Annotated in this window: 22 protein-coding genes; 21 read left to right on the top strand and 1 reads right to left on the bottom strand. The window is 48.7% G+C overall.

What is annotated here, in order from left to right:
- Positions 1 to 17: 17 nt before the first annotated feature.
- On the bottom strand, positions 18 to 1,337 hold the full coding sequence (locus MKX76_RS09565) for an FAD-dependent oxidoreductase (protein ID WP_007131830.1): 1,320 nt from the start codon (positions 1,335 to 1,337) through the stop codon (positions 18 to 20).
- A gap of 162 nt (positions 1,338 to 1,499) precedes the next feature.
- Between MKX76_RS09565 and MKX76_RS09560 the strand changes: the two genes are divergently transcribed.
- The 21 genes from MKX76_RS09560 to MKX76_RS09460 all read left to right on the top strand — a co-directional run bounded on the left by MKX76_RS09560 (position 1,500) and on the right by MKX76_RS09460 (position 21,108).
- Positions 1,500 to 1,886 (top strand): YkvA family protein, encoded by a 387-nt coding sequence (locus MKX76_RS09560; protein WP_007131831.1) that lies wholly within the window; start codon positions 1,500 to 1,502, stop codon positions 1,884 to 1,886.
- 233 nt (positions 1,887 to 2,119) lie between these two features.
- Positions 2,120 to 2,728 (top strand): histidine phosphatase family protein, encoded by a 609-nt coding sequence (locus MKX76_RS09555; RefSeq protein WP_007131832.1) that lies wholly within the window; start codon positions 2,120 to 2,122, stop codon positions 2,726 to 2,728.
- Between the two features lie 216 nt (positions 2,729 to 2,944).
- A complete protein-coding gene (locus tag MKX76_RS09550) occupies positions 2,945 to 3,577 on the top strand; it encodes a TetR/AcrR family transcriptional regulator (RefSeq protein WP_341033603.1) in 633 nt (210 codons plus the stop codon).
- A complete protein-coding gene (locus MKX76_RS09545) occupies positions 3,574 to 4,428 on the top strand; it encodes an ABC transporter ATP-binding protein (protein ID WP_210094893.1) in 855 nt (284 codons plus the stop codon). The genes MKX76_RS09550 and MKX76_RS09545 overlap by 4 nt, the downstream gene beginning before the upstream one ends.
- Positions 4,425 to 5,147 carry a fluoroquinolone export ABC transporter permease subunit gene (locus tag MKX76_RS09540; protein WP_210094894.1) on the top strand — a complete coding sequence of 241 codons (723 nt, stop codon included), beginning with the start codon at positions 4,425 to 4,427 and terminating at the stop codon, positions 5,145 to 5,147. The genes MKX76_RS09545 and MKX76_RS09540 overlap by 4 nt, the downstream gene beginning before the upstream one ends.
- Entirely contained in the window at positions 5,134 to 5,859 is a 726-nt protein-coding gene (locus tag MKX76_RS09535) for a hypothetical protein (RefSeq protein WP_210094895.1), read from the top strand. Before MKX76_RS09540 ends, MKX76_RS09535 begins: the two co-directional genes overlap by 14 nt.
- A 109-nt stretch (positions 5,860 to 5,968) precedes the next feature.
- The gene (locus MKX76_RS09530) at positions 5,969 to 6,736 is read left to right on the top strand and encodes a DeoR/GlpR family DNA-binding transcription regulator (RefSeq protein ID WP_007131837.1); all 768 of its coding nucleotides are present in this window, start codon (positions 5,969 to 5,971) and stop codon (positions 6,734 to 6,736) included.
- Between the two features lie 143 nt (positions 6,737 to 6,879).
- Positions 6,880 to 7,698 (top strand): MBL fold metallo-hydrolase, encoded by an 819-nt coding sequence (locus MKX76_RS09525; protein WP_210094896.1) that lies wholly within the window; start codon positions 6,880 to 6,882, stop codon positions 7,696 to 7,698.
- Entirely contained in the window at positions 7,695 to 8,939 is a 1,245-nt protein-coding gene (locus tag MKX76_RS09520) for an MFS transporter (protein WP_210094897.1), read from the top strand. Before MKX76_RS09525 ends, MKX76_RS09520 begins: the two co-directional genes overlap by 4 nt.
- Complete coding sequence (locus tag MKX76_RS09515) at positions 8,914 to 9,876, top strand: metallophosphoesterase family protein (protein ID WP_210094898.1); 963 nt, start codon at positions 8,914 to 8,916, stop codon at positions 9,874 to 9,876. Before MKX76_RS09520 ends, MKX76_RS09515 begins: the two co-directional genes overlap by 26 nt.
- A 138-nt stretch (positions 9,877 to 10,014) precedes the next feature.
- Positions 10,015 to 10,326, top strand: a complete 312-nt coding sequence (locus MKX76_RS09510) for a hypothetical protein (protein ID WP_210094899.1) — start codon at positions 10,015 to 10,017, stop codon at positions 10,324 to 10,326.
- Positions 10,327 to 10,602: 276 nt separating this feature from the next.
- Positions 10,603 to 11,067, top strand: coding sequence for a MarR family winged helix-turn-helix transcriptional regulator (locus tag MKX76_RS09505; protein WP_210094900.1), 465 nt, complete (start codon positions 10,603 to 10,605; stop codon positions 11,065 to 11,067).
- A 14-nt stretch (positions 11,068 to 11,081) separates the two neighbouring features.
- Positions 11,082 to 11,693 (top strand): NAD(P)H-binding protein, encoded by a 612-nt coding sequence (locus MKX76_RS09500; protein WP_210094901.1) that lies wholly within the window; start codon positions 11,082 to 11,084, stop codon positions 11,691 to 11,693.
- A 21-nt stretch (positions 11,694 to 11,714) separates the two neighbouring features.
- A complete protein-coding gene (locus MKX76_RS09495) occupies positions 11,715 to 12,173 on the top strand; it encodes a DUF2269 family protein (protein ID WP_028406637.1) in 459 nt (152 codons plus the stop codon).
- Between the two features lie 219 nt (positions 12,174 to 12,392).
- The gene (locus MKX76_RS09490; RefSeq protein WP_040739992.1) at positions 12,393 to 12,776 is read left to right on the top strand and encodes a GntR family transcriptional regulator; all 384 of its coding nucleotides are present in this window, start codon (positions 12,393 to 12,395) and stop codon (positions 12,774 to 12,776) included.
- Complete coding sequence (locus MKX76_RS09485; protein ID WP_007131846.1) at positions 12,773 to 13,639, top strand: ABC transporter ATP-binding protein; 867 nt, start codon at positions 12,773 to 12,775, stop codon at positions 13,637 to 13,639. The genes MKX76_RS09490 and MKX76_RS09485 overlap by 4 nt, the downstream gene beginning before the upstream one ends.
- Positions 13,632 to 14,258, top strand: a complete 627-nt coding sequence (locus MKX76_RS09480) for an ABC-2 transporter permease (RefSeq protein WP_007131847.1) — start codon at positions 13,632 to 13,634, stop codon at positions 14,256 to 14,258. Before MKX76_RS09485 ends, MKX76_RS09480 begins: the two co-directional genes overlap by 8 nt.
- Positions 14,259 to 14,358: 100 nt before the next feature.
- The gene (locus MKX76_RS09475; protein ID WP_007131848.1) at positions 14,359 to 14,649 is read left to right on the top strand and encodes a YfzA family protein; all 291 of its coding nucleotides are present in this window, start codon (positions 14,359 to 14,361) and stop codon (positions 14,647 to 14,649) included.
- A gap of 265 nt (positions 14,650 to 14,914) precedes the next feature.
- Positions 14,915 to 17,353 carry a GH39 family glycosyl hydrolase gene (locus MKX76_RS09470; protein WP_341033596.1) on the top strand — a complete coding sequence of 813 codons (2,439 nt, stop codon included), beginning with the start codon at positions 14,915 to 14,917 and terminating at the stop codon, positions 17,351 to 17,353.
- Positions 17,354 to 17,563: 210 nt separating this feature from the next.
- Entirely contained in the window at positions 17,564 to 18,808 is a 1,245-nt protein-coding gene (locus tag MKX76_RS09465; RefSeq protein WP_341033594.1) for a PTS sugar transporter subunit IIC, read from the top strand.
- Between the two features lie 14 nt (positions 18,809 to 18,822).
- Positions 18,823 to 21,108: a beta-glucosidase family protein gene (locus MKX76_RS09460; protein ID WP_341033592.1), complete on the top strand. Its 2,286-nt coding sequence runs from the start codon at positions 18,823 to 18,825 to the stop codon at positions 21,106 to 21,108.
- Positions 21,109 to 21,191 lie beyond the last annotated feature (83 nt).

Below are 21,191 nucleotides of genomic sequence, written 5' to 3'. Positions count from 1 at the left end.
CTATCGACATGGATTGGTTAATCAATCGTAAGTGGCTGGTTCGTCAGGGATCGAATCCAAGGTATCGCACTTAACATCGTCCATCGCATGACCGGATTTTTCATCGTAAATCGTTTCATCATGGACTTCGATGCTTCAACCTCGTGGAATGCATATTTACTCATTTCGTGATAATAATTGTAGATCGCTGTTTCAAAATCCGCTTCTTGTTTCATCGCAGCCTCAAGCTTGTCGGCGAGGAGACCTGCATCTCGCAGGGCCGTGTTGCCCCCGTGCGATCCAGTAGGAGGCATGACATGGACTGCATCACCCATAAAAATAACGCGTGAGTTGGGCCAACGGGAGGGTTTCCTTCCAGCTTTGAATTTAACTCCCATCGTATAATCTACGTCAGCATGCTCGATTAGACGCCGGATCGCCGGGTGGAAGTCTCGCGAAACGTTTTGGGCCACCCGAAACAGCAGGTCGGGGTCAGAGGTAGTTTGATATTCCGAGAACCTTTCTTTGGGCATGAGAACAGCCCACATGATATAATCATCAACCATAGGAGGCGGCTGGACGATTCCCATTCGGGAGAACGCAGCTTGGGGAGCTTCGCGAAAGGCCATCGTCGTAAAAAAGATGCCGTCGCCTGAACGACCGATGGCGTGGATACCGCTTGTTTTGAGACCTTCGGGCATCAATGGTCTATCTTTTTCATGAACCAATCTAGTACGGCCATAAATCGCCCAATGGTTCACATCTTCCGGTTCACAATCCGGAAGGTATTGTTTGCGCAGGGATGAATGTACTCCATCTGCACAAACGATGAATGCTGCATGTGCGGAAGTTCCGTCGTTGAAGTGAAGGACGGCCCCATCCGGGTTAGATTCGGAATGGACCACTCGTTTCCCAAAATGCACCCGTTCTTGAAGTCCTTCCAGCATGATCGTGCGCAACGTTTGGCGATCCGCTTGGCGAGGGATCCGTAAGTCGGTGCCCGTTGGGTCTCCTTTAAACGTGAGTTTGAATATTTCGCGTAGTTTCCCATTGGTTAATCTAAAATAACTATCATGGTCAGTAGGCGAAGTAGTGGCCAGAAACAGCTCGAATAAACGAGGAGGAAGACATCGCTTTATGGCGGCAATCCCGTGTTCATCTACCGTAATTCGATACCCTTGGCGACGGGCGTCCACAGCTTGATCGCGTTCATACACTTGCACTTCCATCCCGGCCCGAAGCAGTGCTTGAGCTAAGCATAAGCCGCTTAAACCTGCGCCCACAATGGCGACCGAAACTTTGGGAACATTACTCGCTGTTCCTGTCTTCGGGCTAATATCCATCTTGTCTGCATGCATGATAAGACACTTCCTTTCCGGGAAATAAACAATGTCTCAATTACTTCATTATTGATACAATACAATATGGAACAGTGACCTTAACCCGGCGCAGGAAGGATCATGAACTAGGTCTGTAGAATGGTTTTGTTGGAATGAAAACATGCACGCAAGGAGAGCGGGATGATTGACCGAATCAAGAAATGGGCTAGAAAGCTAAAAGGAAAGATATTCGTGCTCTATTATGCTTACAAGGATCCTCGGACCCCGTGGTACGCCAAAGTATTTGCCATCTGTGTTGTAGCCTATGCGTTTAGCCCCGTTGATCTGATTCCAGATTTTATTCCTATTCTAGGCTATCTGGACGATGTGATCTTAGTTCCACTTGGAGTAGCCATCGCACTGAAAATGATACCTCCTGATGTCGTCCAAGAGAACGAAGAGAAAGCCGAGCAACGTATAAAAAACGGTAAACCGAAGAATTGGCTTGCAGGAAGTTTTATTATTCTCCTATGGATCGCGGCAGTCCTTTGGGTTTCGCTGATCATATATCGGTACATGGTGGACTGATCGAATAAAAGAGCGTTGCCAGCGGCAGCTGCTCTTTTTTTTCGATCTATATTAGAGGTTAGCGTTGCTGCGTTCACGAATCGCAAAAATGACGATCATCGTTACGAGTAGATTGGCAATTTTATTTTCCCTAAGCGCTGACTTCCCAATGGTGCAAACCCATGATATCATCTAATTAGACATATATTAAATTAAACGATCGTTAAATTTAATATTCAGGAAGGAGGGCTTGAATGAGCACGGACTTTTACCTGGTTAGACATGCTGAAAAGCAGAAAGGAACTGGAGATGTTTCCATTTCTCCATTAGGGATACAGCAGGCTCGGATGACAGCAGCATATTTTCGTAAAATGCCCATAAGCAGAATCTGTTGCAGTCCTCTTCAGCGAGCCAAGCAGACCGCTGGGTTCATTGCAGAAGCCGTGAATCAAACCATATTGGAAGATACCCGGTTACGGGAACGGGCAAACTGGGGAGACCTCCCTGGACAAACATTTCAGGAGTTTATCGAGATGTGGAATCACTGCACCTTGGAAAGAGATTTTGTCCCCCCAGTCGGCGATTCTGCAAGAAGGGCAGGCGAGCGCTTGTCTTCCTGCATAGTGGAGCTTTCGGCACAACACCCAAATGAGAAGATCGTGATCGTGACCCATGGCGGGTTAATCACAGACTTTATGGTAAACGAATTTTCCCAAGATGAGTTGAATGCCTATCACCCGGACTTTGTTCAAACGCAGAGTCGACTGGTCCCTGAGTGTTCTATCACTCATATAAAATACGTTGATGGGCGATTTGTATTAATCGATTTCGCAAATATAACGCACTTACATCTTTTGGGATAAAATCTGTTGGAGTTCTTCTATACGCTGAAAACAGGCTGCCCTACATTCGGCGGCTTGTTCGCCGAGCGGCCCTAAACCCCAATAATTGCAACATGATGGCAAACGCAGTCCTAAAGCGCACTATTGACATTCGGAGCTTGCAGCTGTAATTTGTGAATATAAAATAAAAACATTCATAAAATCATAAATAAATTCATGAAGGATGTGAACAGCGACATGCCAAAAAAGTTTTCCGATCAGGAACGCGAATTGATCCGTCAGAAATTGCTTTCGGAGGGGCGGCACCAATTTGAAACAGCAGGTCTTCGCAAAACGAGCGTGGAGGATTTGACGAAGGCTGCCGGCATTGCCCAAGGCTCGTTTTACATGTTTTTCGCTTCAAAAGAGGAGTTATATTATGAACTTCTGCTGGAAGAGGAACAGCGTATCCGCAATGCTGTGCTGGAATTATTCCCCCCTGATGAGGTTTGCAGCAAGGAAGGCATCAAGCGGTTTCTTTCCTATTCATTAAGAATGATGGATGAAAGCCCGCTCCTCCGGAAGATGATGGATCGGGGCGAGATGGAAATGTTGTTCAGGAAGTTACCCAAGGTGCAGCTGGAACGCAATTTTAGCGAGGATCAAGAAGCGCTCTTGCCGATCATTACGTCTTGGCAAAGAGCGGGCATTTTATCCGGTACGCCTTCTGAATCGATTGTGGGGATGATTCGATCCTTGGCCTTGCTGACGCTGCACAAGAATGACATCGGAGAAGCCCAATATACGGCAACGATCGAGCTGCTGGTCGAATTGTTATCGGCTGGTATGCTTGCGGCATCAAGGCCTTTTAAAGGAGACGAGCCGGTATGATCGAAGTTAGAGGGCTTCATTTTACCTATCCGAACCGGAGCGAGCAGACCCTGCGCGGACTGGATTTTGTGATTCCAACCGGGGAAATCTTCGGATTCCTCGGTCCTTCCGGCGCGGGTAAAAGCACGACGCAAAAGCTGCTGATCGGCGTGCTGAAGGGCTATCAGGGAAGCGTAAAAGTAATGGGCAGCGAAATCAGGGATATCGGTCCCGACTATTACGAACGAATCGGGGTTGCCTTTGAATTCCCGAACTTCTACAGCAAATTTACGGTTCTTGAGAATTTAAAGCTCTTTCGTTCCCTCTACAAGGGAAAAACCGAGGATCCTATGCATCTGCTGGAACAAGTCAATCTTGCAGATGCTGCAAACATGAAGGTGTCCCAGCTGTCCAAAGGGATGAAGATGAGGCTTAACTTCTGCCGGGCGCTGCTGCACGATCCGGATATCCTCTTTCTGGATGAGCCCACCTCCGGCTTGGACCCGGTGAACGCGAAACGGATGAAGGAATTGATTCTGGCGAAAAAGGCGGAGGGGAAGACCGTCCTCATCACAACGCATAATATGCAAGCGGCAGAGGAGCTTTGTGATCGAGTAGCATTTATTGTTGACGGTGAAATCAAACTGATCGATTCGCCAAGAGAATTGAAGCTGCGGAAGGGAAGGAAGGAGCTTCGCGTAGAATTTCGCAAGAACGGCCAGCTGAAGGAAGCCTTATTTCCTCTTGACGGTATTGGCGGGAATGATCAATTTCTTAAGATTATAAAGAATGATATGCTCGAAACGATTCATTCGCAGGAGGCATCCCTTGAACAAATTTTTATCGAGGTGACGGGGAGGCAGCTGATATGAAAGGCTTATCCCTGTTGATATTCGACCTGCGTTTTCAATGGCGTCATGGATTCTATTTCGTTTATGTATTCGTTTGTTTTTGTTATTGGATCTTGCTTAGGTTCATTCCAGAAATCTATAAGGAGACGACAGCCATAGCGCTGACCTTCAGTGACCCTGCAGCTTTAGGACTTATCATGGCAGGCGGGATGGTTTTGTTGGAGAGGGACCAAGGCGTCCACGATCCGCTGTTCGTCACGCCGGCTCATATTCGGGATTATTTGCTGGCGAAAGCCGGATCGCTGTCCGTCTTGTCCCTTGCGGCAGGATGGGCCATTCATGCGGCAAGCGGCAGCCTTCCGCAGTCACCGCTTGCTTTTTCTGCAGGCATCGTCCTGACGTCAACCTTTATGACCTTGCTATCGATAGGCGTGGCGGCACGACACCGTACCATCAATGGTTTTATTCTGATGGTGCAAGTCTACGCTTTGCCATTTGTCCTTCCATTGCTGGGCTACTTTCATTTATGGCATACGGATCTGTTTCTCCTGCTTCCGACCGAAGGGACACTTCGATTACTCGGTTCTCCTTCTGGCGGCCTGTCCGTAAATCACCTTCTTTACTCCGCATTCATCCTATTGATCTGGAATTCCGCAGCATATATCTGGGCACACCGCTCTTATTCACGCCATGTGCTGATGAGGATCGGAGAAGGAGGGGATGGCAATGGAAAAATATAAAGCCCTGATGATGAAGGATTTTCGGCACGCATTGAAAGACCCCGTGCTCATGGCGGCTATGATCGGTCCGCTGGTGCTTATCTTCCTGTCCAGGTTCGGTTTTCCTATAGCCGTTCATTGGCTTGACATGCATTATTCGTTTAATCTTGAGCAATATCGCGGCTTTGCTGCCTCATTGTTAGTTGTGACGATCCCGATGTTAACAGGGATGCTTACGGGGCTGCTTATCCTCGACGAACGGGATGAGAATATGATAGCCTATTACGCGGTTACGCCGCTGATGCGTAAAGGTTATTTGCTGTATAGAGTGGCGCTTCCAACCCTGCTGTGCATCGTTTTATCCGCAATCTATTTGCAATGGTCTACGATGTCGGTCGTTCGATGGGAAACGCTGTATGCTTTGCTGCTGCTGGCATTGGAATCGCCGTTGTTTACGCTCTTTCTCGCCGCATTCTCATCAAATAAAGTGGAGGGACTGGCCTTATCCAAAATCGGAGGGTTGTTCATCATAGGCCCTGTGGTGGTTCATTTTGTTCCGGGAGCTTGGCAGGTGCTTGGGGCTTTGCTGCCTAGTTATTGGCCGGCAAAGGTCCTCGATCTGATCATGCATGATGAACCATTCCCTGCATTTGTGTTCTTCTTGCTGGGCTTGCTATTACATCTAGCGTGTTTGTTTCTCATGATCAATGTGTTTAAAGCCAAGCAAGCATAGATCTCTCTTGCTAGCATAGGGACGAAAAACAGTGCTGCGGGTGGAGGTGGCGCTTTTATGGTAAACTTTTTAGATAAGAAGAAGTTCAGGCAAGTAAGGAGTGGAGCAGTTGTTTGCTGAACAGCGGCATCAAATCATTATTCAGAAATTGAATCAAGACAAATCGATCCGGGCTTCGGAGCTCATGGAGCATTTCGGGGTTTCGTTCGAGACGATTAGACGGGACCTTGAATACTTGGAAAACGAAGGCCATCTGCGGCGGGTGCACGGGGGGGCGATTCCTAGAGATCCGGATTACAGCCACGAAATTCCGCTTCCGATCCGTGAATCGATCTTTATGGAAGAGAAGAAGGAGCTGGCTCAAATCGCGGTTCGTTATGTGACTGAAGGGATGTCCGTCGCGCTGGACCCGAGTACGACAAACACTGAAATAGCGAAGGCGCTCAAGACGAAATTCGACCGATTAACGATTATTACGAACTCGCTTCCGATCGTGAATGAACTCGTGTCGATGCCGGGGTATACGGTCATCATGACCGGTGGCGTCATTCGTCATGAAGAGCTGAGCATCATCGGCGACCTAACGGAGGAATTTACAGCTCGCTTTCACGCGGATCTATTTTTTATGAGCATGAGCGGGGTTACGTTAGAAGCAGGGATTACGGATAACGCCATCGGCGAGGTTCAGGTGAAAAAAATCATGCACGCTAACGCCAAGCGTACCATCGCCCTCGCAGACAGCAGCAAGTTCGGACAAAACTCGTTTATCAAAGTATGCGGGGCAAGCGAAGTCGAGCGGTTTGTAACGGATTCGAAAATCGACAGAAATATTGTTGATCAATTCAGCAAGAGCGGCATTGAGATCGTATATAAATAGGCAGGAGCGGTGAACGATTCTTGGTTTTATGCAAACCCGGAATCGTTTTTTTGTGTGTGATTGATTGCGTTTATGTGGTATTATTTGTATTAATCAAAGGAATGAGATAAACGATCGCTTCACTAAGGGAGGAGAGCCTCAAAATGAAAATCCATTTTCTCGGAACGGCTGCTGCGGAAGGATTCCCCAATCCGTACTGCCGCTGTGACGTCTGTTGCAAGGCGAGATCGCTTGGAGGAAAAAACATCCGAACGAGAAGCTCTGTATTGATTGATGGCATAATCAAGGTCGACTACTCCGCAGACTCCCATATGCAGGCGCTCCGTGACGGGATCGATTTGGGTGCGGTTGAGCATCTGTTATTCACGCATACGCATTACGATCATTTCCAGCCATCGGATCTGTACAACCGCGTTGACGGGTTTGCACACGGTATCGATCACCCCTTACATATTTATGGCAACGATGCGGCGATTAGCCAAAGCATACCAGCGATTGGCCCGGATGCTGGAGACCGGTTCGCCTTCCACTTATTGCGTCCCTTCGAGACGATTTTCTTGGGCGATACGCAAGTTACTCCTTTGCTCGCGAATCATGACCGTATGGAAACATGTTTGTTGTTTTATATTGAAAAAGGGGGCAAGACGCTGTTTTACGGCAATGATACGGGCTGGCTGCATGACGATACATGGGAATGGCTGAAAGGCAAAGCGATCGATATGGCGATTCTTGATTGTACGCATAGCTATACAAACAATGACCGAAATCCAAATCATATGGGCATTGAAACCGTGCTGGAGGTCCAGCGCGTGTGGCGGGAGGAAGGCAACCTTGGCATGGATGGCCAGGTTTACGTGACTCATTTTACGCATAACTCCGGCTTTTTGCATGATGATTTTGAGCGTGCCTTCGAGCCTGCCGGCATCAAGGTTGCCTACGATGGCTTGATCGTCGATCTATGACGGGCGGAGACAGCGCCAAAGAACGGCGACAGATTGTAATTGTAGGTATCGTTACTGCACTGACCCTCTTCGGTGATTCGATGCTGTACATCGTATTGCCGGTATATTGGAAGGAAGCGGGACTAGACGCGCTATGGCAGGTCGGCGTACTGCTGTCCGTCAATCGTCTTGTCAGGCTCCCTCTTAATCCACTAATCGGGTGGCTGTATCACCGCATGTCGCTTCGAACCGGTCTGTTTATGTCGGTCGGGCTGGCGGCGCTTACCACGGTGGGATACGGCATATTCAAAGGGTTCGTTCTCTGGGTAGCCCTCCGTGCCATTTGGGGGATTGCATGGTCCTTGCTGCGAATGGGTGGATATTTGACCGTCATCCGCTATTCCGATGATACGAACCGGGGACGCTTCATGGGAACGTATAACGGATTGTGGCGTCTTGGCAGCTTGGTCGGCGTACTGTTCGGAGGATTGCTCGTGCCCATGATCGGCCTGTCAGCCGTCTCCATACTATTCGGGATCATGGCTTTGATCGGGCTTCCGCTCATCGCCGTATCCATAAGCAAGGGAAAAGCTTCGGGAATGCATCAACTGGATCCTCCACGCGGAGTGAGGAACACGGTCTGGTCGCTGCAGGTGAAAAAAATCGTGATAAGCGGATTAATGATATCGTTACTGCACGCTGTGTTCGGCGCGACGCTCACGTATCTCATCGATACAAGCCATCCCGGCGGGATCCCTTGGTTCGGTTTGATAATCGGCAGCACTGCGTTAGGCGGTGTATTGACGGCGCTGCGCTGTGCATGGGAGCCGTTCCTGGCCAGATGGTTCGGACGTCATACCGATGGGCCGAGAGGAAGGCTTCCTCTGTTTATGGTATCGCTGGCGGGCGCAGCGGCCGGATATGCTTTGCTGCCTTGGCAGCTGCCAATCGGCATTTGGGTCGGAATTGTAATTTTCGTCATGATTACCAGCACCGCACTTGGCACCATTATGGACGCGATGGCCTCCGACGCAGCGAAGAATACATCCGTGATTACCGTCATGACCGCATATTCCGTGTCAACCGATTTAGGGGCGGCGATCGGCCCGACGTTGATTTATTGGGTGGTCGGCTTGCAATATGGCATGACATCCATGTATCTAGCGTGCGCAGCTGTATTCATTTTGATTGGTTTATGGTACCGGCAGGACGGTATGAGAAAAGGGAGGGGATTCCTTGGAGAAGAAGCTAACATTTCGTGAGGACGGATCGTTTGTCATCGTGCAGTTTTCCGATGTGGAGTTTATTGATGAGGAGGATGTGGATCCGGAGACGCCGATGCTCGACTCGATGACGAAGGCAACGATGGACAGGATCATTGCGCTTGAGCAGCCTGATCTTGTTGTATTCGCGGGAGATTTGATTGCAAGCGCAAGGAGCAAGGATCCGCTGCAATCATTCCGCAGCGCGGTTGCTGTCGCTGAAGACAACCGTGTGCCGTGGGCGGCGGTGTTTGGCAATCATGACTCGGAGGGGAATGTTCCCCGAAAGAGGATGCATGAGGAGCAGCTCCATCATGCATATTGCGTCGCCAAACCGGATCCTCCGGGAGTAAGCGGAGCGGGTAACTATGTGCTGACGGTTGACGATCCAACGGGGAAGCCGGCTGCTGCGTTGTTCTTCCTCGACAGCGGCGATTACTCACCGATTGAAGCGGTGGGTGGGTATGACTGGATTCGCCGTGATCAAATCGATTGGTACGTCTCCGAATCCCGGCGATTGGCCGAACGGAACGGCGGGACGCCTTTACCTGCACTGGCATTTTTCCATATTCCGCTGCCGGAATACAAAAAGGTGTGGGAGACGTCAGTGTGCGAAGGCCATTGCAGTGAATGGATCAGCTCGCCCAAAGTCAATTCCGGCATGTTCGCCGCCATGGTAGAAATGGGAGATGTTATGGGCACATTTGTCGGCCATGACCACTCGAACGATTATTCCGGAGTGCTGCACGGCATCCGCCTTTGTTACGGCAGATCTACTCGTTATGTCAGTTATGTGGAAGGTGTGAGGAAGGATAAATTCCCGACGGGTGCACGAGTTATTCGAATCACAGCGGGCGAGCGGCAGTTTGAGACATGGATCCGCCAGAGCGACGGATTGATCGGGGAAATGCCCTTACATGAGCCGGGTGCTCACTAAGAGAATCTACTAGTCCCTATCCTCTTAAATAGGACGACTTCGATGAGAGCAGCTTGCCCTGGCAGCTGCTCTTCCTCTATATTAAAAAGGAAATTTCTACTGCGAAATGGATTCGTGACATAATATAGGAGGCAGAAGATGGTCGGGACGATTATAATATGTTTTTTGGTACTACACATCATTATGGCTGCAATCATGGCGGTTTTTCCTGGAGATGAAGGCATGAGAAATACCATTGGGCTTCAAGCCTACACCCCCAAGCCGAAATCATTTTGGGACTACATGTTTAACGTGCTGGTCTTTCTCATTGCGGGTGGAGCTTTATATATGGAGCGTATCAATGATCGGATTGCACAGAAGTCTTGGCTGGTTCGGATCGGCATCCGAATTATGGTTCTTGTTATAGCTATCATCAGTGCATTTATCCTTGCCCTCATCTTTTCATTTTGAATTCCAAGGTATCTATAATAGATGTAATTAAAGTGGGCTTCATCAAAGCCTGAAGTTAGGGAGTTCTATGCTCTGATGTTGAGTTATGAACAACAGAAGTCGCCAATAGTGGCGACTTTTTTACGTACTGCGTGCAAGTAGACTATCCCATGTTCTCAACTAAAAAAAACTTTATGCACCTCCGCTCACTGGGATTTGAAACATTAGTTGCATAAGCCAACTATATGCGTGTATTATGTATGTAGTTGGCAAATAAAACTAATGGAGTCGAAGTACATGAAACCTGAAGTTCTTCAACATGGAGCATACGGAAAAGAAGTTACAGCAATTAATCGCCATTTGCAATTATTGCTTGCTCCACGGCTCGCTGCTCTTCAGCTGGGCTTTGGTCAGCATATGTTTTTGTTCATGCTGTCAAAGAAGGAAGGGGTGAATCAGAAGACGCTGAGTGAGCAGCTGCTGCTAGACAAGACCACGACGGCAAAGGCGATCCGTAAGCTGGAGCTCGAAGGCTATGTTCGCAAAGAGATGGATCCTGCGGATTTACGCAACCATCAACTTTTTCTTACAGATGCGGGGAAGGCTGTCGTGCCGAAGATTGAGGAGGCATTAGCGGAGGTGATGGAAATTGGCATCGAAGGGATGTCCGCAGAGGAATATGGGGAATTCATGCGGCTGCTGAAGATCGTGTTGAACAACTTTGACAAGCATGCTCAATCCATTCGTCAACATACTGAATGACATGGGGGATGTATATGCGTATAACCGTAATCGGCTCAACGAGTCCAACCGGACTGGAGGTTTTAAGGAACGGCATCGCCAGAGGTGATGAACTGGTCGCGTTCACAAGGCGGCCGAACGTATTAAAGTCTTTTCAAGGTATAACCAAGATAGTAACCGGAGATGGAATCCACCTGTCAGACCTCCAGCATGCGATCAACGGAAGCGAAGGAGTGATTGCCATCGTCGGTGGAAAGGCCAATGTCGCCGCTGTTATTCAAAATGTCATTCAGGCCATGCAAGAAGCCAAAGTCCGGCGACTGGTGTTTGTCAGTTCCTATTTACTTGAAGCTAAACGTCCATGGCCCACCGTTCTCGTTGCAAGATGGATCTTTCGCCGCGACTTGGCAGAACTGCGCGAAGCTGAGAATGTAATCCGAAGTTGCGGGTTGAACTGGACGATCTATCGGCCGACTCAGCTAAACGACAAACCCGCCACGGGTCGTTGGAGAATCCAGGAACGAGGGAACGATTTCAAATCGGGCCCGTATCAAATCAGCCGGGCGGATTTAGCAGCTGCATTGCTGGACGCTGTTACGAAGGATGCATACGATCGAGGTATTTATAGTGTAACTTGGGGCAAGTAACAAGGAGGAAACGAAATCGCCATGGATTACCTGTATCTATCCCTGTTAGTCATTCATATTTCTTCGGCCATATTCGGTGTTGGACCGGTGTTTTTATTCAATATGATTCTGAAAAGAGCGAAGACGGCCGATCAGCTGCGGTATGCTCACCACATCGTGGAGAAGTTAAACAAAAATGCGAATCTTTCATTCGGCATCCTTCTCGTCACGGGCTTGATTTTGGGCTGGATGAGCCCCTACTTGTTTCGGCAAATGTGGTATATCGCGTCGATTGTGCTGTTCCTAATCTCAGGCTTTTACGCGATTCTGGTCGTTGAACCGATCTTAAAGAGACTTCATCAAATCGCGAGCCAGTCAACCTCGGGAGAAGTTTCTCAGGAATACAAGCAGCTGTTCCGAAAAAAACAAGCCCGCGATACGATTGCGAACCTTATGGCCATCGCGATCATTCTTCTTATGATCATCAAGCCCGTATTCTAGGGAAGCAACGATATACACAGATCAAGTCGCGATTCATCGCGGCTTTTTTTATTCTGATTGCTAGTAACCATCCGTGCACAGCGGCTGGCCTGCATTATCTTATGAGCTGTGAAGAAATCGATTGGTGATTTCCAATGAAGAATTTGACACATGAATGCTAAGTGTATATATTATATATATACGGTATATACTCAATTAACGGCAGTGAGGTGAATGATCATCAACATTATTTTGTCTAACGCATCGAGCGACCCGATTTACATACAGATCATGAATCAGATCCGGCAGAGCATCCTGAACGGTGATTTGAAGGCCGGCGATAGTCTTCCCTCGATACGGCAGCTGGCCAAGGATCTGCAGGTTAGCGTAATTACGACTAAGCGCGCTTATGAAGAGCTCGAGAAGGAGCAGCTCATTGACACGGTTGTAGGCAAGGGATGCTTTGTGTCAGGAGCAAATAAAGATTTTATACGGGAGCAGCGAATGAAACGATTAGAAGAGAAAATGATGGAAATCATTCGGGAAAGCAAGGAATTAAGTTTGAGTCAGCAGGATGTCATCGAACATCTGACATTATTGTTTGAGGAGGAACAGACGCCATGAATGCCATAGAAATACGAAATCTAACCAAAGCATACCCGCTATTCACCGTTGATGATGTATCTTTGGATGTGAGGCAAGGATATATTACCGGCCTGATTGGCCCGAACGGCGTTGGCAAGAGCACTTTGATCAAGATGATGCTGGGCATCGTCCGTCCGGATTCCGGAAGCGTGAAAATACTGGGCTGCGAAATGCCTAAACAAGAAATCGCCATCAAGCAGCGGATCGGGATCGTATCGGATGACTGCTTCTACTACGAGCATCTGACGATTCATGATACGAAAAAGCTGGTCGCTCCCTTCTACGACAAGTGGAATGACAGCAAGTTTAAGGGATATCTCGACCAATTCGAGCTGTCTCCCAAGAAGAAGATTGGAGATCTATCCAAAGGAATGAAGATCAAGCTTGCCCTTGCCGTTGCTCTATCGCATGAGGCCGAGCTTCTTATTATGGATGAGCCGACTTCCGGTCTCGATCCGGTGTTTAGAAGGGAAATGCTTGATCTGCTTGCGGATATGATGCAGAACGAGAGGAATTCCATCATTTTCTCGACCCATATCACGACGGATCTGGACCGGATCGCGGACTACATTACCTTCATCAATCGCGGGAAGATTGTATTTAATGAAGCGAAGGAAGATGTGCTTGAGCGATACGCGCTCATAAAGGGGGATTTGGAGCTGCTTGATTCGGATATTCGAAAAGAATTCATCGGGATTCGTGAGACAGCCGTCGGTTTTGAGGGCTTAGTCGATAACAGGCACAAGGCTGCACAATTGTTCGGGAATCACGCTGTATTGGAAACCCCTTCCCTGGAAGACATCATGTATTTCACGGCCAAAGGAGGACGGGTTCATGCTTAATCTGCTGCGCAAGGACTTTATCGCCTTAAAAAGCTCCTTGTGGATGACTTTATTTTATCTGGTGGTGTTCAGTATCGCTTTTATACCAAGGAGCGACTTTTCCATTTACTTTGTCGGGATCTATACTGCATTCGCCTCCGTTAGTCTTGTGACGATGATCGATATCAAGAACAATAATCATCATTTTCTGGTCACGCTGCCGGTCAGCCGCAAGCATATTGTACAGGCGAAATACATCACGGCGATCCTGTTTATGCTGTTTGGCGTCCTTGGTTCCTTTGGTATCCATTGGTTTGTAAAGCTTGCATTCCCGCAGCTTAATAAGCCGGATTATACCGTCTTGGACATCCTGGTCCCAATGGGGATACTGCTTGTATTAACTTCCATATATATGCCTTTATTCTATGCACTGAGTAAAAAAGGAGCCGGCATTATTAACGCTGTATTTTTAATCGCGCTCATTATTATGGCACAGCCCACTGCGTTCATGATGACATTGCTGAATGAGAATCACATGATGAGCGGTAATCTATTATTTATGGCTGCAGCCGGTATCTTACTGCTATTCATTGCTTCCTATTATGTGGCGGTCACCCTGTTCTCGAGAAAGGACATGTAAGAAGCTGAGCCACGCCTGCCCATTGTCCCGGCCACTTTTGCAGAACCAAGCTTTTCCTGCAACGGGGGTCAACTTTTACTCATAAAGGAGATTACGCATTTTGAAAGATACATTACAAAGCCACCCTCATCGCAGAAAAGAATGGATGTATATTCTTGCTGGACTTGTAGTTCTGCAGCTGCTATTTATCGCGTTCGATCATGCTTCGTGGACGCCGTTTAAAGTGAAGGAAGGGTCCTGGTTTGAAGACCTTTCGCAAGCCAAGCTATTTACGGAATGGTTCACGCCTTATAAAACAGCGTCGCATAATCTATTCACCGCAATCTTCGCCGCTACGTTGCTTCCAGCAGGTTTAATAGGGGCCGTGAAGGATCTATCATCTAGAAAATGAACGCACTGCAAATAGGAGGAGCTGGGCTCTGTTCGGGATATATTTATGAGGCAACTTACTCCCCATATAACTCGTTGTTCATAAGTGATTGTTAAAGGACATCCCGGGCGGTTCCAGGGTGTCCTTTTCGACATTGCGAGGGCTTAGCGGCTTTGATATCCTCGAAAAAATGTGCATATAATAGGCTATATGAAGGGAGGAGCAGCGTATTCGCTACCTTTATGAATTTATAGAGCATCAGGAAGATCTGCCGATCAAGCTCTTCGTGAACAGCGTAAAGCATATTCATTTTCACTGGCATAAAGAGGTGGAAATCGTCTATGTTCTCCAAGGCTCCGTCATCATGTACCTAGATCAGAAGCAATATACGCTCCATGAAGATGATGTCATTGTCGTGAACAGCATGTCGGTGCATCAGATCGAGCGGACAAGCCAAGACAATGTGCTGCTGACGCTGCAGTTCGGTCCTGAATGGTTGAATAATCAAGCGTTTATCTCGTGCAATTCTGCTGCCGATCCGGAGCAGCACCGGCAGCTGCAGGGCATCAAGCAAAATCTCGCCCAGATGGTATGGGAGATCAACAAGAAGGCGCCGGGTTATCAAAGCTACGCGATGGGAACCCTGCAAACGTTGTGCGGCGGCCTGCTGCGGTATTTTGCGGATGGAACGAATCCCGCAGCCGAAGAGGGCAGCAGAGAGTACGACTATAAGAGGCTGAACAGGGTCCTTACGTATGTAGACCAGCATTATAATGAGAAGATTAGTCTGCAAACCATGGCAGATCTGGAGCATTTAAGCCTGCATTATTTCTCGCACTTCTTTACGGATAAAATCGGCATCCCCTTCCAGAAGTATTTGACGTTGGTACGCTTGGAGAAGGCGCAAGCCGAGCTTGCCGGATGCGAGAAAAGCATAACGGAAATCGCGCTCGATTGCGGCTTTGCCAACGTGAAGCTGTTTAATAAATATTTCAAAGAAAAGTACGGCTGCACCCCGAGCTCCTATCGTGATGCCTTGCTTGCCGAAGAAGCTCATCGGCCGGACCGCAAGCCGTTAACTTATGACGAGTCCTCAAGCGGCGACTATTATGAGATGGATACATGGAATGCCATGGGTACGTTATATCGGTATCTGGATGCTAGAGCAGACACGAAGCCCGATGCGCTAAACCCACCGCCTCCGCTTGCGGCGGAGCGGCAGTTGATCGAGATCCAAGCCGATGGGCCTTCGGCAAGATATGAACAGCACTGGAATGTAACGACGACAGCAGGCAGGGCAATCGAAGGATTGCGGGAAGATTGGCGCCGGCAGCTGCGTGAACTGAAAGGGCATATTCCGTTCCGGTATATCCGTTTCCACGGCATATTTAACGATGAGATGATGGTGTACAGCGAGAAAGAAGACGGAACTCCTGTATATAATTGGTCATATGTCGACAAGCTGTATGATTTTCTCCTGGAGCAGGGAGTCAAGCCGTTTGTCGAGCTCAGCTTCATGCCGAGCCAGCTCGCCCGTTCCAAGGAAACGATATTTTGGTGGAGAGGAAATATTTCACCGCCTGCCGATCAAACCAAGTGGGACGCGCTGGTTCGGGCGTTCGTGCGCCATTGCCTGAATCGATATGGGGCGAAGGAAGTGGAAAGCTGGTACTTCGAGGTATGGAATGAACCGGATTTGTCCGGGGTGTGCTGGGCCGGAAGCAAGGAGGAATACTTTGCTTTTTATGCATCGACGGTTCGCGCGATCAAGTCGGTCTGGCCTCAGCTTAGAACAGGGGGGCCAGCGATGGGCTATGGCTCGCTCTGGAATGATCCTTGGGCGGATGAGTTTATGAACTATTGCAGGGAGCATGAAGTGCCTCTCGACTTTTTTTCGTTCCACATTTATTCGGAATACCCGCGGCTTAAGCATGAAAGAGAGTTTCTGACCAAGATTATGCCTGCTTCATTTTATAGGGAAAGCATTGACCGTTTACGGGAGAAAATGAAAGCTTCCGCCTATGGCGACTTGGAGCTTCATATTACGGAATGGAATTTCTCCATGTACGACCGCAACTTGCTGCATGATACGATGTTTATGGCACCGTTTGTTATTTATCATGCCTTGAACACGCTAGGTGTGGTTAAAGCCTTGGCCTTCTGGTCCTTTACCGACGTCTTCGAAGAAAGCACGGTGCCGACTTCACCGTTCTATGGAGGCTTTGGCTTGATCAACCGGGACGGCCTCAAAAAGCCGAGCTATTATGCCTTAGAGCTGTTGCAAAAGCTGGGTGACGAGCTTCTGGTACAAGGGGACGGTTATGTTGGAACGCGAACCCGGGACGGCAGCATGCAGTTCCTGTTCTATCACTACGTGCACGTGGATCCGCTGTTTTCAAGCGGCGACTGGTCCGAATTGACCAGCACGAACCGTTACGATGTCTTCGAGGAGAAAGGAAGCCGCATATTCGAATTATCGCTGAGCAAGCTTACCGGAACGTACAAATGTACAAGTTATCGGCTGGACCGGCAGCATGGGTCGGTGTTTGACGAGTGGATTCACATGGGGGCTCCCGAGTTCCTTACGGAGGAAGAGCTTGTCTATCTTCACAAGCGAAGCGGGTCCGGCATAAGGACAGAGCTTCTTCAGCAGGATAACTGGCGGAAAGAAATTGTACTCCCGCCTCATGGCGTCATGCTGCTAGCGTTGGACAGGCAGTATTAGCATGAATCGAATCATGGATCAACAAACATCCCTTTTTTAAAAGGGGTGTTTTTTGCTGTTTATTTTTGAGGGTGAGACGCAAGCTAGAACGAAAGAGACGAACTAGGCAAAAAATGCCCCCTTTAACGACAACTTAAAACAAGAAAGCGTTGCCACGAAGGCCCTATACTAATGATACAGCCGCACGAGAATGACAGGAGGGAAAACAAGATGAAGCGTTTCATGAAATGGATGACAGAATCGTTTGCGCCTCGATTGGAGGCGTTTACGAACAATGTTTGGGTTTCATCTATTCAAGACGCCATTATGGTCGCGATTCCGATGATATTTATCGGCTCGATCATTACGTTGATTTCGATTTTAAAGGATTTCTTCCCGGGGATGCCGGATCTATCACCGATCACGACATTTAGCTTCGGTCTGCTAGGTTTATTCATTTCTTTCTTAACGCCTTATATGGTAATGGAAAAGAGGGAGCGCCACAAAATCAAGCTGCTGGCAGGAATGACAGGCTTATCTTTATTCATCATGCTGCTTAACCCGACCATGAACGAGGATGGAACCGTCAAGTTTATCCTAGAACGCTTTGGCGCGACGGGCATGATTACGGCACTGCTTGTGGGGATATTCGTAGCGGTGATCATGAATGTCTGCGGTAAATTCTCCTTCTTTAAAACAGAGAGCTCGCTTCCTGAGTTCATTAAGGAATGGTTCGATTTTCTCATTCCGATCGCGATCATTTTAACTACAGGATGGGTCCTGGTTTACCAGCTGCACTTTGATATTTTTGCGCTCATCGTAAATGCATTTGAACCTCTTAATGCTGTGGGGCAAATTCTCATCGGGTTCGTATTGTTTAACTTTATCGGCGTTGTTCTGTACTCCTTCGGGGTCAGCCCGTGGGTGTTGATGCCGATATGGTATACCATTTGGATTCCGGCTATCGAGGAGAATGCCGCTTTAGTGGCAAAAGGACTGGACCCGGTCAATATCAATACCTTTGAAACCTTTTTCTCGGGATGGCTGGGCATCGGAGGTATGGGAGCTACTTTGCCGCTCGCCGTCTGGTTCCTGCTTGCCAGATCGCAAAAGCTGAAATCCGTCGGTAAAGCGACGATTATCCCCTCCCTGTTTAATATTAACGAGCCGATCGTCTACGGAGCGGTTGCTTTCAACCCGCTGCTCATGGTTCCGATGTGGATTAATGGTCTTATAACGCCGATCATTGTGTATTTGGCGCTCGATATGGGGCTGGCGAGAATTCCAAGCCAAATCTTTCAATTGTGGTATACCCCGATCGGGCTGTCTACCTACATGATGTCCGGACTCGGCGGTCTTGTTCTTCTGGCCGTTGTCTTATTGATTGTATTCGCGGTATGGTTTCCGTTCTTCAAGCTGTATGATGCGCAAGAACTCAAGAAAGAGCGGGAAGCAAGCTCAACAAGTCATGTATAAAGGATGGATACCAAATGAACCGATCAATTCATGAATTAATTCAAGAAATGACGCTTACGGAAAAAGCATCCCTCTGTGCGGGATTGAATATGTGGATGACCAAAGGCATCGAGCGATTGAACATTCCAGCTGTGCATATGTATGACGGAACCAACGGGATCCGGAAAACGAACAGCGATGAAGAAATGGGCATTACGTCCGAGAATGTTCCAGCAACCTGCTATCCTACCGGTTCGGCCATCGGCTCCTCCTGGAACACCGACCTGCTGCATGAAGTCGGGGTAGCGCTTGGACAGGAATCCAAGGAAATGGGCGTGGAGCTGCTGCTCGGACCGGGCATTAACATGAAACGGACGCCGCTTGGCGGCAGAAACTTCGAGTATTACTCGGAGGACCCTTGCTTAACAGGCGAGCTTGGCGCAGCCTTCATTAACGGGCTCCAAAGCGAAGGCGTGGGGGCTTCCCTCAAGCATTTCGCTTGCAACAATCAGGAGAACGAGAAAATGGTCACGAGCTCGGAGGTCGACGAACGGACGCTTCGCGAAATTTATCTTAGCGCCTTCGAACGGATCATTAAAAAATCGGATCCATGGACCGTCATGTGCTCATATAATTTGCTCAATGGCAGTTATACAAGCGAGAACGAGCATTTGCTCCATGATATATTGAGAGAAGAGTGGGGCTACGAAGGTGTCGTGCTGTCGGACTGGACTGCCGTCAATGACCGGATTCGCGGGCTAAAGGCTGGCCTTGATCTTGAAATGCCAGGGCCGGCTCACTACAATACAAAGGCAATTGTGGAGGCTGTGGAGCGCGGAGAACTCTCCGAAGAGAAGCTCGATCAGAGCGTTGCCCGTATTCTAAAGCTTGTAGAGCGAGTGACAGCCCCGAAAGAAAATGCCTCCGGTGCTGATCAAGACTATCACGCGCTTGCGAGAAAAGCAGCAGCCGAAAGCATCGTGCTGCTTAAGAACGAGAATGGCATTCTCCCTATTAAGCCTGAATCCACGCCATCGATTGCAATCATCGGACGTTTTGCCAAGAAGCCAAGAATTCAAGGGGCAGGCAGCGCCGAAGTCACGCCAACGCGGGTCGATATTCCATGGGATGAAATCAAGGAACTGGCGGGAGAGACGGTTACGCTAAGCTATGCAGAGGGATACCCCGCTGATGACTCCATTCGCGAGGACCTGATTAAGGAGGGCGCGTCGTTGGCGGCGACATCCGATCTAGCCGTATTGTTCGTCGGCCAGCCGGAATATGCGGAATCCGAGATGCATGATTTGAAGGGAATTAACCTTCCTGAGCATCAAGTGAAGCTCATTCAAGCCGTTGCAGCCGTTCAGCCGAACTGCGTTGTGGTAACAAGCAGCGGGAACGCGCTGGCGATGCATCCATGGGTGCAGCATGTGCCCGGGGTCATCCATTCCTGGTTGACGGGGCAGGGGATGGGCAGAGCCATTGCCGAAATCCTGTTCGGGCACACAAACCCTTCCGGCAAGCTGTCCGAGACCTTCCCGGTCAAGCTGTCGGATAATCCATCGCATATGCGGATTCAGGGAGAAAACGGCAAGCTGTATTATCGTGAAGGACTGTTTATCGGCTATCGCTACTACGACCGGAAGGAGATGGCTCCGCAATTTCCGTTCGGACATGGCTTGTCGTACACGACATTTAAGTACACGGATCTTGAAGCGGCACAGCATGAGAAGGGAGTTACCGTTTCCCTTCAAGTAGAGAATACCGGAAAGCGCACCGGGAAGGAAACCGTTCAGTTGTATGTGCACGATGAGGAATGCAAATGGGTGCGTCCCGAAAAGGAGCTTAAAGCTTTTGCAAAAATCGAGCTCGCGCCGGGCGAAAAGCGGAAGATCGTCTTTGAGCTTGAAGAAAGAGATTTTGCCTATTACAACACGAAATACAATCGCTGGGTAGCAGAAAGCGGATATTTCCAACTCCGCGCAGGCAGCTCGTCCCGTGATATCCGAGTGACGAACCGACTGTTCTGCGACTTCGGCAAGGAAGAAATCACGTTCCATAAATTCAGCCTGCTCAATGAATGGGTGAGCGACCCGATCGCAAAGGACGTATTGGAAGAGTGCATCAATGAAATGAACAAGCACGTGAAGGACAAAGTAACTCTCCAAGATGAGTTCCTGGGATTTTGGGAGGACTTCCCGGTCATTAAAATCTTCCAGATGTTCGGGCAAAGCTGGATGATGGAGCGGTCTCCGGATGAGATCGTCAGCGAGCTTATCGGACGTGTTAACGAGAAACGGCTCCAGAAGCAGCAAGCGTAACTCTTATAACTTCCTCATGCTGTCAAAAACTATATAGGCAATTCGTTTAAGAAGGATGTCATCACATGACATCCTTCTTTTTA

This window comes from Paenibacillus sp. FSL R5-0810, from assembly GCF_038002285.1.
Classification (GTDB): domain Bacteria; phylum Bacillota; class Bacilli; order Paenibacillales; family Paenibacillaceae; genus Paenibacillus_AQ; species Paenibacillus_AQ lactis.
This window is presented reverse-complemented; position numbering and strand designations above follow the sequence as displayed.